At 33.2% G+C, this 15,859-nt stretch carries 13 protein-coding genes and 1 pseudogene; 2 read left to right on the top strand and 12 right to left on the bottom strand.

From position 1 onward, the window contains the following. Position 1 precedes the first annotated feature (1 nt). The 12 genes and pseudogenes from FC07_RS03395 to FC07_RS03345 form a co-directional block, all read right to left on the bottom strand. Complete coding sequence (locus FC07_RS03395; RefSeq protein WP_057903720.1) at positions 2–2,653, bottom strand: YfhO family protein; 2,652 nt, start codon at positions 2,651–2,653, stop codon at positions 2–4. A 67-nt stretch (positions 2,654–2,720) separates the two neighbouring features. After that, positions 2,721–3,553, bottom strand: a pseudogene (locus FC07_RS16380) (IS982 family transposase). A gap of 178 nt (positions 3,554–3,731) precedes the next feature. Continuing rightward, the gene (locus tag FC07_RS03390; RefSeq protein ID WP_057903719.1) at positions 3,732–4,757 is read right to left on the bottom strand and encodes a glycosyltransferase; all 1,026 of its coding nucleotides are present in this window, start codon (positions 4,755–4,757) and stop codon (positions 3,732–3,734) included. A gap of 92 nt (positions 4,758–4,849) precedes the next feature. Then, positions 4,850–5,236 carry a glycerol-3-phosphate cytidylyltransferase gene (gene tagD, locus FC07_RS03385; RefSeq protein WP_057903718.1) on the bottom strand — a complete coding sequence of 129 codons (387 nt, stop codon included), beginning with the start codon at positions 5,234–5,236 and terminating at the stop codon, positions 4,850–4,852. 13 nt (positions 5,237–5,249) lie between these two features. Further along, positions 5,250–6,665 (bottom strand): flippase, encoded by a 1,416-nt coding sequence (locus FC07_RS03380; protein ID WP_057903717.1) that lies wholly within the window; start codon positions 6,663–6,665, stop codon positions 5,250–5,252. Between the two features lie 3 nt (positions 6,666–6,668). After that, positions 6,669–7,787: a UDP-galactopyranose mutase gene (gene glf / locus FC07_RS03375; protein WP_057903716.1), complete on the bottom strand. Its 1,119-nt coding sequence runs from the start codon at positions 7,785–7,787 to the stop codon at positions 6,669–6,671. 77 nt (positions 7,788–7,864) lie between these two features. Next, positions 7,865–9,025 (bottom strand): CDP-glycerol glycerophosphotransferase family protein, encoded by a 1,161-nt coding sequence (locus FC07_RS03370; RefSeq protein WP_057903715.1) that lies wholly within the window; start codon positions 9,023–9,025, stop codon positions 7,865–7,867. Between the two features lie 137 nt (positions 9,026–9,162). Beyond that, positions 9,163–10,272 (bottom strand): glycosyltransferase, encoded by a 1,110-nt coding sequence (locus FC07_RS03365; protein ID WP_057903714.1) that lies wholly within the window; start codon positions 10,270–10,272, stop codon positions 9,163–9,165. Positions 10,273–10,575: 303 nt separating this feature from the next. Continuing rightward, positions 10,576–11,943: an O-antigen ligase family protein gene (locus FC07_RS03360; protein WP_057903713.1), complete on the bottom strand. Its 1,368-nt coding sequence runs from the start codon at positions 11,941–11,943 to the stop codon at positions 10,576–10,578. Positions 11,944–11,981: 38 nt separating this feature from the next. Next, positions 11,982–12,578 carry a YveK family protein gene (locus FC07_RS03355; protein ID WP_057903712.1) on the bottom strand — a complete coding sequence of 199 codons (597 nt, stop codon included), beginning with the start codon at positions 12,576–12,578 and terminating at the stop codon, positions 11,982–11,984. A gap of 23 nt (positions 12,579–12,601) precedes the next feature. Further along, positions 12,602–13,369: a DUF4422 domain-containing protein gene (locus tag FC07_RS03350; RefSeq protein ID WP_057903711.1), complete on the bottom strand. Its 768-nt coding sequence runs from the start codon at positions 13,367–13,369 to the stop codon at positions 12,602–12,604. A gap of 75 nt (positions 13,370–13,444) precedes the next feature. Beyond that, a complete protein-coding gene (locus FC07_RS03345; protein WP_235807448.1) occupies positions 13,445–14,071 on the bottom strand; it encodes a sugar transferase in 627 nt (208 codons plus the stop codon). Between the two features lie 464 nt (positions 14,072–14,535). Between FC07_RS03345 and FC07_RS03340 the strand changes: the two genes are divergently transcribed. Both FC07_RS03340 and FC07_RS03335 read left to right on the top strand, forming a co-directional pair. Then, on the top strand, positions 14,536–14,937 hold the full coding sequence (locus FC07_RS03340; protein WP_083483183.1) for a TIR domain-containing protein: 402 nt from the start codon (positions 14,536–14,538) through the stop codon (positions 14,935–14,937). A 94-nt stretch (positions 14,938–15,031) separates the two neighbouring features. Beyond that, on the top strand, positions 15,032–15,832 hold the full coding sequence (locus tag FC07_RS03335) for a hypothetical protein (RefSeq protein WP_057903708.1): 801 nt from the start codon (positions 15,032–15,034) through the stop codon (positions 15,830–15,832). Positions 15,833–15,859 lie beyond the last annotated feature (27 nt).

The following is a 15,859-nucleotide window of genomic DNA, read 5'->3' as shown; positions in this document are numbered from 1 at the left end:
CTTATCCCTCTTTAAAATAATGACGTTTTTTTTCATCATAGATACCAAATATGATTAAACCTAAACAGCCTCCAAATGAAATTACCAATCCTTTCTTTAAGCCTAACGGTGAAAATGATAATGTTATTTTTTGTCTTCCCGATTTTAACGGTACTGTTAATAAGTTATTAAAACTCTTTTTCAACTTAACATTTTGTCCATTACTTACCGCATGCCAACTAGCATCATATGGAATTGTCAATAAAGCAGCTTTTTGCTTTGAACCATCCACTTTAAAACTAATCTTTGTTCCTGAAATTGATGTAACGGGTGCTGTATTTTTCATCTGTGTAAGTACTCGAGTTAATCGATTTTTATTCTCGCTTTGAACAATAGGTTGCTTTTGATAAATCAAATTAAATTGTTTCTGGTTTTTATTATCTTGTGGCCGTATTCTTAAGTTCACCTTTTGTCCTTTTTTAAAGTTACCTAAACGAACAATGCCATTTTCAGCCTGATTTCCATAACTAATCGTTTTACCATCCACTGATAAAATAGCTTGTGTACTCGTAGAGCCTATAATTGCCCAGTTTTCAGCAGGTAGATAAGCATAGGCATCACCCGGATGATGAATAACTATTTGATAATTATTTTTCCCCTTACGAATAACTTGATTCGACTGATAGATACGATTATTTTTATGATTCAAAGCATCAAAGATGCTATTTTGGATTTGAAAAACATTATCATTCCCTACAATATTTGCATTCGTTACTTTCGAACTCACTAAACTTACCAGACCTAAAGCCAGTGGATTTTTATAAACTTGATATTGCGTATTATCTCCCAATTTATTTTGCTGCCATACTGAAGTAGCATTTATTTCATTACGTGCCCCCATATCAGACATACCCTGATCGAAATTTTGATTAAAACATTTATTATTGCTTGTTACTAAATATTTAATACCCAGTAAACTATCCATACCAAGTGTTGCACCATTATTATAATTCATCCATCGCCAATAAGAATATTTTTGGAAATATCCAACCTTATTTAAAAACTGAACGTTATTGGTATTATCTGCTGAATTATAATTACTAAGTCCTACATAACCAAACATTAATGGATCAGTATCAGCCCGCATAAATGTCGTACCCAATCGATAAAATGTAGTATCTTTCGATTTTAATTTATTTATAATACCTTGAGTAGATGAATAATACCGATTAAATTGACTAACTGCCAAGCTTCTATGCGTCATTTTTTGCCAATGATACGCATTAAGTGTAATGTCAAATGTGCAAGCAATCATCAAACACAAAAAAATGGATCTGTATGACCTATTTTGCAACAAATAAAGACTTCCAATTATCAAACCACCTAAAACTAAATCAAATACCAATGCATGGAATGTTATCAAATTACTATATGTTTTAAATAATACCAGCATTCCCAAAATGTATGCTACAAGTAACTGGCTCAAAGTTCTAGATGACCATGTTTCATGGTAACACCAAGCACGAAAAGCTAAGTAAACAAAAATAAATGAAAAAATAAATGCATTACGATCTGGAAATCCGTTTGGTGCAGTCAGACCGTGCCAAATTAAATAAGTACCCAAAACAGATTGTGAAAATACAAGTAATATTAAAAAAATAAATGAAGTCATTCTCTCACGGATTGTTATTTTGCTTTTGAGAAAATAAAGTCCTAATAGTATAACAACTAACAATCCACAGCTAATACTTGGTAAGCCGCCTTTTGCAGTATCAACTGTAACGTTACTGAAAACCATTGGTAATATATCTAATGGCGAAAAACGCAGTTGATCACTGAATGAGTAAGGAACCGCGCCGTTTAAACGAACTGATTCAAAACTCGGTAGTAAAATAAAAGCAGATAGAGCGCCACTTATACTGCTTGCGACAACAAAATTAAATATCTTTTCAGATAATTTTTTCAAATTATCTTTTTTAAACTCGAAAAGAGATAGTCTGTAGATAAAAAACAGTCCCGTAAATAGACACAAAATAAAGCCAATATAATAATTTAAAATAATTGAAAAAGATAATGTGACAATATACAAATACGGTCTTTTACTATCTAAAATTTGCTCTAATCCTAACATGATCAGTGGTAATAGTATTATTGAATCAAGCCACATTATATTAGATTTATAGTTAATCACAAAAGACATCAACGAAAAACTAACCGCAAGTAAACCAGTCATTCTAATATCGTATTTTTGCAATGATAACTGCATATTTCGTCGATATTTCACTAAAAGGTACCCTAGATAAAGGTACATCGTAACTGCTAAACAACTAATTTTTATAATTGTCATAATTGTTATGACAATCGGAAACTCATTTACTGGAAAAATAATAAATAATAAATTAAAAGGACTTAATAAATAATATGTTGTAATACCAAAGAAATTGCCACCTAAACTCAATGAATATGAATAGAATAAATTATGAATACTAAAAAAGTTATGTTTTAAATAAATAAAGTAGCTAAGATATTGATTATTAAAATCATTAACAATCAAACTGTTATTTCCAAAAGGTACTATTTCAGAATATGCAAATATAACGCACAAAATAACAACCGGCATTAGAAATGTTATTAAACCAATTATTAAATACTCCCTTTTATGGCCTTTCATCATCTATGAAACACTCCCTACACCTTAATATCCTTTATTAATATGAATTATATACATACTACGCGTGTCGCTAGTTAATTCTAAAATAGGTATCGACAAACAAATATTGTTCAATTCTCGTTTGGAAACCGACCAATGATCTGGCGCGATTATGCTCAAGATCAAAACAACCGATCCATTAAAAAACTGTCTCTATATAGCGGTATTGACACTTTACAAGCGTTGATCCACTTTGGGTTATTTCATATTTTTTTGTTTTGGTGTCCAAAAATCAATTCCACTTTTAGCCAATCGCCGATGCAAGTCTTTGCATAAATAGACAACATCACCCAAACCATGAGTACATGAATATTGGTTAATTAATGTAGAGACTATCTTGATATCGTGCTTTGATGAGGCCGTAATTGTATACGCGACTGCAACACCCTGATTTATTGTATCAAAGCTGCCTTTAAAACCGTAATACTATATTTTTTTGGTCGCATTATAACCAATATCAGCATTAGATTTGAACAACTTAGCACGACGATTGCGGATGTCTTGGCAAAGCGACATTGGAAAACTATCAATGATGGTATAACTTGACTTTAGCATCATTGTTTGAATTAGGCCAACCCGAATCAATTGGAAAAGTTGATTCATACGTGCACAAACACGGCTAAAACGAGAATATTCTGAAAGCCAAAGCTAATCAGAAAGCAATAAAATCATCGTTGATTAGCCATTCCCAATTCAACTTGCCAGTATAGTGATGTCTGATAATCTAGCCTGTTTAATATTTAGTCTAAAACGAATTGAACTTGGGATGAAACATTGTTATAACTGCTTTAGAGAAGTGATCCATCGGTTTAATGGTGATTGAAATTTAATAGCATTTTGATGACACTTAACATAATCTAGCATCGACCTCACTTCCATAGTTAGGGGTAGCTAAAATATAGCCGATTCAGGCTATTTTTGTACAATAATATCTAACTAGCGCCTATTTCTATGTAGCCTACTACATATGATATTAAAACAGTTTGATTGAAAGCTGTTTTTCGTATTAACAGAGAAAAATACTAATTTAACAGTCGTTATTTCAAATCTTACTTAGCGCAGCATTAACAGCATTTTTCACAAAATAACCACTCGTAATTTTCTCACTCAATTTTTGAGCATTTCGGGCCATCATTATATAATCAGGTTCACTAATCTTTTCTAAAACTTGATCAATATCATCTAGTGACTCAATCAATATACCTATATGATTTTCACTAATAAAGCTACTCAAGGCCGCTCCAGACCACATAACAATCGGCAATCCAGAAGCCAAATATAAAGATGTTTTATGCGGATTATTATATTTTAAATAATTACCCAGCTTTCCTTCGATTGCTTTTGAACTTAACCCATCCCAAACCAATCCAAATCCCCGGTCTAAATGTATTATGAGATCTTCTGGGGTAAAGATTCCACAATATTCACTCTGTTTGGGCAGTTTAAGAGACTTATCATATAAACCAAATAAACGCAGTTTGGTTTGGAGTGTATCCGAAAAATCATACAGAAATTCAGATTTTTTTAAGTTTCCTGCAAAGTTTAGTGTTGTTTCAAATTTTGGTAATTTCGATACAGGTTTCGAATAATAATAATCGAAAATTTCTAAATCAACAACTGGCCGTTTTAATCCATTTTTTTGGAGAAGTTCTGTCATTTTTGAATTTGAAGAAATAACGACATCATATTCATTTAAATCTTCCACATCCATTTTTAGCGTTGGTATATGCGACCCATCTTTATTAGAAAAACGCAATATGTCCAAATCATGTACTAAAACAAGTAGTTTTACATGACGTTGTTTCAAACGAGTTATTAATTTACGTTCAAAACGTCTACCAAGATATGTTGGAAATTGCATTAACAGAATATCCCCCTGCTGTAAAAATCCAAATTTTTTATCAATAACAAGCCTTGTTTTAGCAAATTTTTCAAATTTATTTTTGAATTTTCTAACATTTATAGACTGAAAATTTAATTCATTCAAAAAATGATTCACATCATCTTTTGCCTTAGACATCGCATTATAACTATTTGGTTGTAGAATATTAATGACATACTTGTTCAAAAGGGAAACCTCCAAAATTTTTATTAAGATTACACACAAAATGGCTTCACACCAAATTGGAATAAAGCCATTTTACATACTACTGATTAGAATCATAATCTTAAATCCGTTCTAATTTTTGTAGTTGAGATACCTTCAGTTCGTGGTAAATAAATAACCTCACAGTACTCCTTCAAAAAATCAAATTGACCGCGCCAATCATCACCCATCACAAATGTATCGACATCGTATTTTTTAACATCATTAATCTTCTGTTCCCAATTTTCTTCAGGAATGACCAGATCGACGTAACGAATGGCTTCCAAAATATACTTACGGTGTTCAAAGCTATGATAAGCTTCTTTGTGTTTAATGGCATTAAATTCATCTGTCGATAAGCCAACAATCAGCTTATCACCTAATTTACTTGCACGTTCTAAAAGGCGCACATGGCCCCAGTGTAATAAATCAAAAGTACCATAGGTAATGACTGTTTTCAAAAGAATTCTCTCCTTATTTGCCAATAAAATGACGAAATTGTTTTAAAATTCTGGCCTGCAATACGCAAACACCAATTACATAAATAATAACACCTAACGCCACTTCTAAAATTAAAGTTTTAATGTTAAATTCGAGCTTTAGATTTAATGCATAGACTGCCATAAACATTGCCAATCCTGAAATAATATACTTCCAAATGTCACTAAATAGATTTTTAATGGAAACCTGCTTGCGCACAACATAAATCTGGTAAAGCGTCACACTGGCTTCTGACAAAACCGTTGAAATGGCCGCACCAACGGCACCCCACATCATAATCAATGGAATATTCAACACTAAATTGACAATCGCACCAATGGTTACTGAAATGGTATACGAGCGGGTCTGATTGGTCGGCAATAAATACTGGGTTCCTAATGCATTGCTCCAGGCAATCATTAAGATTGCAGGTGCCTCGCACATAATTAGCTGGTCAATGCCAGCGAACTTGGCGCTAAAGAACCAAGTTGAAAACTTAGGCGCAATCGCAGCCAATCCTAAAAACATTGGAATTGAAATGCAGGTTACAAAATCGAAGGTACTGTACAAGTAAGCATTGACCTTCTTAATATTCCCTTTCGCAAAGGTATTAGCCACCCGGGGTAACATGACCGTCCCAGTTGCTGTGACAATAGCCAGCACCATTTTGATCAACTTATCTGAATTATCAAAAAAACCAGATGAGTTGACACCTGAAATACTCCCTAACATTGTCTTGTTCAAAACTAAATAAATTTGGGTGGCAACCTGTGGTACAAATAACAATAATGCTGGTCGAAAATGACGCCAAATATGTAACTCACGTAATGGGACTTTATTCACACGACTGCGCAAGTATGGCCACAACGTCACATTCCCAAACAGCTGAGAACCGCTTAGAATCAAAATATAAAGCGCTAAGTCATGAATTGATTTAACAAACATAAAAATCAAAATCACAGATAGTACTTTCACCATGGTATTACGCATAACAGTGGTTCTAAAATCTTCAGTTCCCATAAAGAACCAAGAAATGTCTAACCCAGCCGCCACAATGAGCAACGACTGCATTAACATATAAACGTGATACTTGTGCGCCAACATCATAAAAATCAGAAACGCCGCACAAGCGCCAATAATCGCAACGATTCGTAATAACTCAATTTCCCAAAAGATTTGACTTAGCTTACGTTTATCATCCCGATGATACGCCACTTCACGATTCCCATACAAATTAATCCCAATACTACCGATCAAAACGAAGTACTGAATGATTGAATTCGTATAGGCGTTTACTCCTACCCCATGCGGTCCTAAAACACGCGCAATGTAGGGCGTTGTGATCAAGGGTACTAACAGTAAGAAAATCTGATAGCCCGCATTATAGAGATAGTTTTTAACAACTTTCATAGACTAATCACTGAATTCTTGTTTAACAATTTTCAAAGCTGCTTGCAAGACTTGATGCATGTCATAGTATTTATATTGGCCTAAACGTCCACCAAAGATTACGTTAGATTGTTGCTTGGCTAAGTCTTTATATTGTGCAAATAAGCCATTATTCCGCTCATTATTCACTGGATAGTAAGGTTCATCGCCCTTTTCCCAAGTCTTAGAATACTCACGGGTAATAATCGTCTGATAATCATTGCCTTTGCCAAATTCAAAATGCTTATGTTCAATGACTCGGGTATATGGTGTTTCAGCATCTGTGTAGTTTACAACGGCATTGCCTTGATAATTGTCTTGATCCAACATTTCAGTTTCAAACCGTAAACTGCGGTATTCTAACGTCCCCAATTGATAGTTGAAGAATTGATCAATCATCCCTGTGAAGATCACTTTTGGATAATCTTGCAAATATTGATCGCGGTTCGCAAAGAAATCCACACCTGTTTCAACATCAATCAAATCAGAAGCCAGCATCTTATCCACAATCTGCGTGTAGCCACCAATTGGAATACCTTGGTAAGTATCATTAAAGTAGTTATTATCATAGGTTAAACGCACTGGTAAGCGGCGAATAATGAACGCAGGTAATTCAGTTGCTTTTTGCCCCCATTGTTTTTCAGTGTAACCTTTAACTAACTTTTCATAAACATCCCGGCCAATGAGAGAAATCGCTTGCTCTTCTAAATTAGCCGGTTCCTTGCCTGCCATTTCTTGCCGTTGCTCATTGATTTTCGCCAAGGCTTCAGCCGGTGTGATCACACCCCACATTTTATTGAAGGTGTTCATATTAAACGGCAGGTTGTAGATTTCGCCTTTATAGTTGGCAATTGGGCTATTAGTGTACCGATTAAATTCAGCAAATTGATTAACGTAATCCCAAATATTTTTATTACTAGTATGAAAAATATGCGCACCATACTCATGAACGTTGATACCTGCTACATTTTTTGTATAAATGTGCCCTGCAATATGGTCTTCTTTTTCAATCACTTTAACGCGCTTACCACGTTTTGCAGCTTCATAAGCAAATGTGGCACCAAAAAGACCAGCACCAACCACTAGATAATCATAGTTTGACATAATTTCCTCCGTTTAATTGATTAAGAATAACTATTCAGCCTCAATACAAGTTTATTAAATAAAATAGCTAATAAAAACTAGCTTTTGTTTATTATGAATTTTTTAAGATACTGAGAATTGGAATCGAAATATTCATTAAATTTAATATTTAATGTCTTCACCGCTTTTTCATCATTACTGCTATATATTTTTTCAATTAATTCATCTTCATTATAGGCCTTAGGCAAATCTAAATGCTTTGGATTCAAATAAAAGCCTCTATATTTTTCGTACTCCTCTATATCGTTTAAATACAGAACTATTCTTTTATTCAAAAGTGAATAATCAAATATTAGGCTTGAATAGTCGCTAATAACAATATCTGAAATTTGAAATAAATCATTTAAATTACTGTAATCCGACACATTAATAATTTTTCTTTGCGATGCATTCTCAACATCCAAACTTTCAACAAAATAGTGTCCTCGAACCAATACATTAAAATCCTTTGTAATTTCATTAATAAATCGATTACTGAATGGTAAAGCAAATTCATTCAATCCATTTACATCACTATATTCTCTAAAAGTCGGCGCATATAAAATTGTTTCCTTTTCCAAACTCAAATTCAAATTATGAAACATTTTTTCTCGTTTTGTTTCTGAGAATTGATGAGTCAGTTCCAAATTCCTGGGTAGTCCTAAAACCTGTATATTCTGAGTGTTAGGAAAAATATGTTTAAAAATTTTTTGATCATACTTACCACTACAATATAAAAGATCAAAGTTAACAGTTTTAAACCAATTCTTAACGAGAAATTCCAAATTTCCTTCATCTGGTCCTAAATGCTTTAAAGGAATACCATGCCATGTATTTATATAAATATGTTTACCGTGAATAGTTGGTATAAGCCGTTCTATGCTTGAATTAGAAACCCAAAATTTCGACTCTAACAGCTGTTTCCAAAAAGAAAAAGTGTCTATTTTAACTTTACATTCGGGAGGAATTTTAGGGAAATTCTGAGGCTCTACAAATGCCCAAACCATATCATAATCCTTAAAATCAGGATCCTGTAAAAACTGCTGATATATTACGTAAGGACTATCGCTTAATTGTCGACCAGAAAAACTCGAAAAAATTATTTTTTTGTTATCAATCGGAATGAACAACTGCATAATTTTTAAAACCAATCCCATTGTCATTAGATATAATTTTCCTAATAAAGGGCTATGTTTTATTTTACTTTTAATTTTTTGCACAAAATTAACCTACCTCAATTTTTGGAAATACATTCTTCATATTACTATAAATACACACATTCATAAAAACTAAATCAAATAATAAGGATACTAAAAGGTACTTAACCATGAACCATACAATACTGATATACTTTTAATTATTGCACGGGCCAATAACCATTTTGATAGAATTTATATAGTCCTTCAATAACATCCTCTCTATCGTATCCTTTACGCTTTAAAACATCAACGGCACTCCCCCTATCAATTAACGGTTCCCCTTTACAAATTTTGTAAGCAATTTTATCATCATTTTCCTGCAAAGAAAACGATTGGGAAGATGGTAACAATTCAATTTCTTTAGTAATAGTATCTGAATAAAAGACTGGAATTCCATTAGCCTGAGCTTCAACTAACGAAATTGGAAGGCCTTCATATCTCGAAGGAAATATAATGTAATCAATAGCGTTTAAAATTTTTCCAACATCATCACGATGACCCAAAAATAAAACAGCCTCATCTAAGTTCAAATCAGAAACTAAGCGCTTAATCTCTCCCATATTAGGGCCAGTTCCAATCAAAAGTAATTTTGTCTTGAAATTATGTGCATGTATCTTAGAAAATATTCTAATTAGTCTTTCATGATTCTTTTGAAACTCAAATCTCCCAATATGACCATAAACTTCACATTTATTTAAATCCAATTCATCTCGGTACCTTTTTCGTTCCACTTTGTTAAATTCAAAATTAGCTAGATCAACTCCATTATTGACTTGTATATATTTTTTTCTCCCAAAAAGCCAATTGGCAGCCAAATCAGAGCAAGCAAAATGTATAAAATTACCGTTTTTAACAATAAACATTCCAAATTTATGCATTCTCCATTTCACACGACTGTTTTTTATCTTATCGTTGAATGAATTATGTGAATGTAAAATTATATTTTTCTTCTTCCGTAATAAGATAAGATAGAAAAAGCGAACAAAATTATCAAGATGTATATGCACATAGTCATACTCGGATTCAGCATTCCTCGAAATTTTCCACCAGTCAATCATGTATTTTATTGGGTCTTTCCTCATATCATGAACTGTTATTATTTTTATTTTTGAAGATAATTTAACACTTTTAACACTTCTATCTCCCTCTTCTGTTAAAAGTTCAATAGATAAATCATCTTTTTGAGCCATTCTTGAATAATAATTTGATACCCATTCAGAAATTCCGACACCTTGTTTTAAGCTTCTAACAACTACTAATATTTTCATGTACTCCACCTCATTAAAGCTACATTCTATTAGCAGAGATACACACCTCTGCTAATTTATTTATAAGGTTCTTGAAAAAACAAAAGCATTCATTTTGACATCTTATACATTTACTTAAAGTTAATTTATAACTTAGTTGCCATATTATAGAAAAATACGTTACCACTTTCATACAATAAGGTGGCAACGTATTTGACAGTAGCACCAATTCTTACTGTGCAATCAAATTATATTTCTAAGTACATATTTTTAATTCATCATAAATCTAATATCCTTAATTAAAAATAGAAATATTATCCCAAGCTATCCATCTATTGTTTTTGCCCGACGGATAACTTGTAAATAGACCATTAACATCAACAAATATATTTCATCCTGCCAAGAAAAGATAAAGATTGATAAAATTCCAAAAAATAATAAATAAAAATAAAAACTATCTATAACCGTTCTCAAAAATACAGCTCTCTCATTAGTTTTCATAATCAGTTTTCGTTTTAGCCTTATTGTATCTCTTACTTTATTTCTTAAAAAAACACTTAATGGTAAAATACCAAACAATCCAAAACTTGCTAATGATCCACCTAAAACAGTTAGCCATGGATATCCTATTTTAGAATATACATGTTGATATTCCCAATTATGGATCGTTGCTTGAGGAACAAATTCAATAAAGAAATGATTGGTATATCCTAGCCCAACTCCAAAAATCGGATAATGTAAGAACGTCTTAATAGCAGCGATAGTCCCACCCAAACGATTATCAGTACCCTTTTTAGCAAATACATACTGATTAAGCATCGTATGAATACCAGGAATAGCAATATACAAAAATAAAATTCCAAAAACAATCACTAAATAACTACCAAATAATAATCCCCTTGATTTTCTAGGTACTACAATAAATAAGCACAATCCGACTAAACCGATAACTAAAAATCCTGTGGAAGTTTTTGCAAAAAATAAAGTAATGAGAATTACTCCTAAGATCAACCACATAAACGTCATATGCTGCGTGGCTTTTCCTTTAAATAAATTGAATTTATTTTTTAATGCAGCTAATACAGGCGGTATAAATACAATTCCTAAAAGTGCAGCTAAATACGAAGCCTCTGGTTCAAATCCATTTACACGTCTTAATGAAGTCGTATAACTACCATTAAAATAAAAGGTTTGTCTCCCTTTGTGATGGGATTCAAAAAGATGACCAGTGAAATTAACTAGCGGATCTAATATTGTTGATGAAGTTGCAATAATTTGCGGTAATAAAACTACCACAAAGAAAATAACAAACGTAACCATTAGTGACTTAAAAAATAATTTTTCTGAACTATCAGAATCTATCACTAAGTAAACTAAAAAGTATATTAAAATAATATTTCCAAAAAATATAAAAATACTCAGTGGACCAGTTGTTAAACCACTTGTAAGTTTTTTATCAGTAGCAGTCGCGTAGCTGAAAATAATTACAATTAATTGTGCTAGTAGAATTAAACTCATCCACAAGGATACTTTATAATTAATAGGAATATTTAAAAGTGATCGCCTATTTTCCATAAATTTTATACAAAAAAGAAGCACAAAAATATAAAAGGGTAATGACTGCATTATTGCAGGTAAAGTATAGCTTAATGTTTTCGCAAAAAGACTAATAGGTAAAAGTAACGCTGGCACCGGTCTCTCTCCCCTTCCATCGCTTTATTTAGATTGCCTTACGCAAATAGAAGTTTACGTTCAAGAAACAATACCAGTAAAATACTAACAGCAAAACCAATCATGGCACCCATTAACAACTGCTTTTTACTGTTTGTCGGTGTTTTGGTAACATTACTAGTATCAGCTTTTGCCAATTGACGAACTGTTCCAGCATTTATAACATGATTAATGCGTGTTTTAAAAACAGTCACACTATTATTTGCCATAGCAACTGCTATTTTAGCTGATGGCGCATCAGCCGATACCTTGATAATCAAGGAATTAGGTGCTGTTACAGTTGTGATACCACTGCTCAAAGTGCTAACAGAGCCCTTATACCCTGAAACTTTATTCATCTTTTTCTGAACGGAGCGTAATGTTGAGCGATTTGTCAGAATACTTTCGTATGTTGGGATTGCTTTCAGATCGGACTCGATTTTCTTAGAATTTTTATGAAAAACAATAAAAGAAGTCGATGCTGTATAAACCGGATGATAACTAATTCGCGACCACGCAAAACCAGCAGCTCCGCCAATAACAGTCAAAATAATGATTAAGTACAGTTTCTTCCAGAAAATATGTATTAACTCGCCAAAAGTCAGTTGTTTTTCCATGTCTCTTTCCCCTATTTCATCACTTATTTATATTGTGGTAACAGCTTACGTTTTAAAAAGGTGCCACCCTTTTTAAACCAATTTTGTTTCTCCATAAATACAAATGGTACTTCACAGGTTTTATACTGTGTATTTTGTAGTAACCATACATCCAATAAGCGTTCGCTAATAAAGCCGTAGACCCGTGCTTCATATGTGTTGTAATCGGTCATATCCAGTTGCTGTTCTACTTTCCCTAAAATATCAAACAGCCACTGACAATACTCGTTAAACGGTCGACGTTTCATCACAAACATATTAAACATGTGCGCGCTTCGACGCTGCATTACCGTTTTAAAGGCAGCCGAGTAAGCTGGATAATCCTGTGTAATGATTTTCTCAGCTAAATCGAGCGGTGCATGATGATGTGCATGAACATAATGCGAATAGTTTGTTTCAATATAATAATGCCGCTTCGTTGGCAAAATAATATCATGATCGGCTAATAAAGCTTCTGCTTGCTGACGATTTAAGATCTGTTTCAAATCCTTCTTGCCGCTTTTGCTTAAATACCGGCGATAATGGACCAATCCGACTGCATCAGCATCTAAATTTTTCCACGCCCAATAAACAGCCGTTAATTCATTGTAATGGCTGTTCTTTTCGGAAATATTATCCCCTGTATTATCCCCTTGAAACGTCTGATTAACGTCAGGGTGAAGTGCTTTACCGACAAAAACCGGTAAATACAATGTTTGATCAGCGGGCATCACGTAATTCTTATGTGCTGCCACTAATATTTTGATATTCACAATCATGTCTCCCATTCATGCCTAATTACAAGAAAAATGTACTGACAGCTCTAACTATCAATACATTCATGTTATTTAGTAAGCACCTGTGTGTTTAAAAATACTTACAATATTCAAAAATACGATTTTAATATCAAATCCTAAGCTGGCGTGATCAATATAGTAAAGCTCCACATCACAGCGTTCTGGATATTCGATATTGCTTCGACCACTGGCTTGCCACCAGCCCATCGCCCCTGGTGTCATGGATAACAATTTATCCACTTGATTGCCATACTCTTTTAATTCATCTTTTACAACGGGGCGTGGGCCAACTAAAGCCATATCGCCTTTTAAAATATTGATAAATTGTGGTAATTCATCAATCGATGTCTTTCTGATGAAGCGACCAAACTTAGTGATTCTTGGATCTTCCTCCGCAGGCAGCTTATAGCTATTTTCAACATATTTTTTGTAAAGTACCGGGTTAGCTTTTAATTTCTCATCTGCATTAACAATCATCGAACGAAACTTCCAAATTTTAAAAGGCTGACCATGTTTACCAATTCGCTCCTGTTTATAAATCATTGGCCCTTTATTTTCACCAAAGCGGTAAAAAATAAACATCACAACAAAAACAGGAATTAGACACACAATTGCCAATAGTGACACAACAATATCAATCAAGCGTTTCGTCATCAAATAGGACATTGATTTATTCATTTGTTTTTCTCCAAAAAGTGGACTCACTGTGGTATGACTAACGTGAGTTGTCCGCCAAGGAGCAATTTCTTTCTTTTCCATTTGTTGCTTTCCTCCTCAAGAGAGTGGTGTTAAAACCATACTCTCGGTGACGCAAAGTGGAAAAATTCCGTCACATTTATGGGCCACTAGCGACCCATCCTTACAACAGGCACAATTATAACCAAAAAATCCATGAAACACAAGTTGACGCAATGTGCTGACCACTCATAGAACCAAAATTCAAGTGTTATAACATGTGATTTAAATATTCATAGAATACGGTATTTTTAAATCAGAAGCAATTAATTTCCTGGTTTTCCGCACCTATTTAATTAAATTGTAAGAAATTCACCGAATTAATTCTGGAAAAACGAACAATTTGGTCCTACTCGTAATCAATTAATGATACGATTAAGACTGAATCTAAATTTCAGGAGCGAGCCATGCAAAAAAGATTATTAGTGAGTTTATACGACGATCAAGATGAAGTGAAAGGCTACCAATATCTTCTTAAAAAGTGGAGTAAAAATCCAAATTTCCCACAAGTTTCATTTCAATCCCAACATTTAGCAGATGATGAAGTCCAGCAAGCTATTCCTAAAACTGCATATCAATCTTTAAAAGGTTCCGATGCGTTGTTAGTTTTAATTGGCAGTCAAACAATGGACAATTCTTATTGGTTGGGCTGGCAAATCACAACTGCTGTTCAGCTACATAAGCCTGTTCTCATTTATAAATTACGTTCTTCTTATTTGTCACCTTATGAAGTATACGATTTTGATGTTCATTGGATTCATGATTTTGCTTTTGATGAAATTCGAACTATTTTCCTATCAAATATTTAATTATTAACTAAAAGCACACAAAATACTTCATTGTTTTCGCCTGAAAGCGTTAAAATAATAGCATTCTAATTCAAATATTAAAGGAATGATCTTTTTGGTAATTAAAGCATCTCGTCTACAATTCATTCTCCGAAGTTTGATTGTTATAGGTTCTAGTTTACTGTTAACTGTTATACTTCAAATTTTTCAATTTCGTGACGTAAAGGCCGGAATTACTTGGTTTTTTAAATATCACTCAATCTTTGGTTTAACAACAGCAGGTATTATTTTTGTATTCTACCTAGCATTGATTGGTATTTTCAATCGTTTTTGGTATGCAACCGGACTTATATATTTCATTCTGCTTATTTTTGGTTTTGCAAACTCTCAAAAGTCAATGCTTCGTGATGAGCCACTTTTACCAAGCGACTTGGCAATGTACAAGGAAGCCGATTCACTCATTGGTATGATTAGCATTAAATCCGTTTTAATGTTGCTTGCGGTATTAATAATCGGCATTGGGCTAACTTTTTGGCTACAGCATCGCTTCAAGCGCGATAAAGGATTACCTTGGTATTTTCGTATTTTAATCTTAGTTCCTTGTTGTTTAACGATCGGTGGTATTTTCACATTAAATCACGCTAACAGTATTTCAAATAGATTTGCTACAAAAATCAAAGATTCAAGAGACTTTTGGAATCCTTTGTCTGGCGCTGTTACTAATGGTCCACTATTATCATTTATCAATAATGTTGATTCCGAAGTTATGACAAAACCAAAAAACTATAATGAAAAAAGTATGGCCGTCATTGCTAAACGTTATCAAAAATCTGCTAATGCAATCAACAAAACGCGTCCTAACAACAATCTAAATAGCCAAACACTTATCCTGAATTATGCATATGCATCAAATTGATTGGCCAAATTATCAGTTTTACGTAAT

The sequence above is a fragment of the Loigolactobacillus bifermentans DSM 20003 genome (assembly GCF_001434575.1).
GTDB lineage: Bacteria > Bacillota > Bacilli > Lactobacillales > Lactobacillaceae > Loigolactobacillus > Loigolactobacillus bifermentans.
This window is presented reverse-complemented; position numbering and strand designations above follow the sequence as displayed.

Bases quoted from the DNA above. Each gene is read 5' to 3' on its own strand.
- FC07_RS03355 (WP_057903712.1), bottom strand. From the start codon at position 12,578: ATGGAAAAACAACTGACTTTTGGCGAGTTAATACATATTTTCTGGAAG.
- FC07_RS03340 (WP_083483183.1), top strand. From the start codon at position 14,536: ATGCAAAAAAGATTATTAGTGAGTTTATACGACGATCAAGATGAAGTG.
- FC07_RS03365 (WP_057903714.1), bottom strand. From the start codon at position 10,272: ATGAAAATATTAGTAGTTGTTAGAAGCTTAAAACAAGGTGTCGGAATT.
- glf (WP_057903716.1), bottom strand. From the start codon at position 7,787: ATGTCAAACTATGATTATCTAGTGGTTGGTGCTGGTCTTTTTGGTGCC.
- FC07_RS03395 (WP_057903720.1), bottom strand. From the start codon at position 2,653: ATGATGAAAGGCCATAAAAGGGAGTATTTAATAATTGGTTTAATAACA.
- FC07_RS03345 (WP_235807448.1), bottom strand. From the start codon at position 14,071: ATGAATAAATCAATGTCCTATTTGATGACGAAACGCTTGATTGATATT.
- FC07_RS03380 (WP_057903717.1), bottom strand. From the start codon at position 6,665: ATGAAAGTTGTTAAAAACTATCTCTATAATGCGGGCTATCAGATTTTC.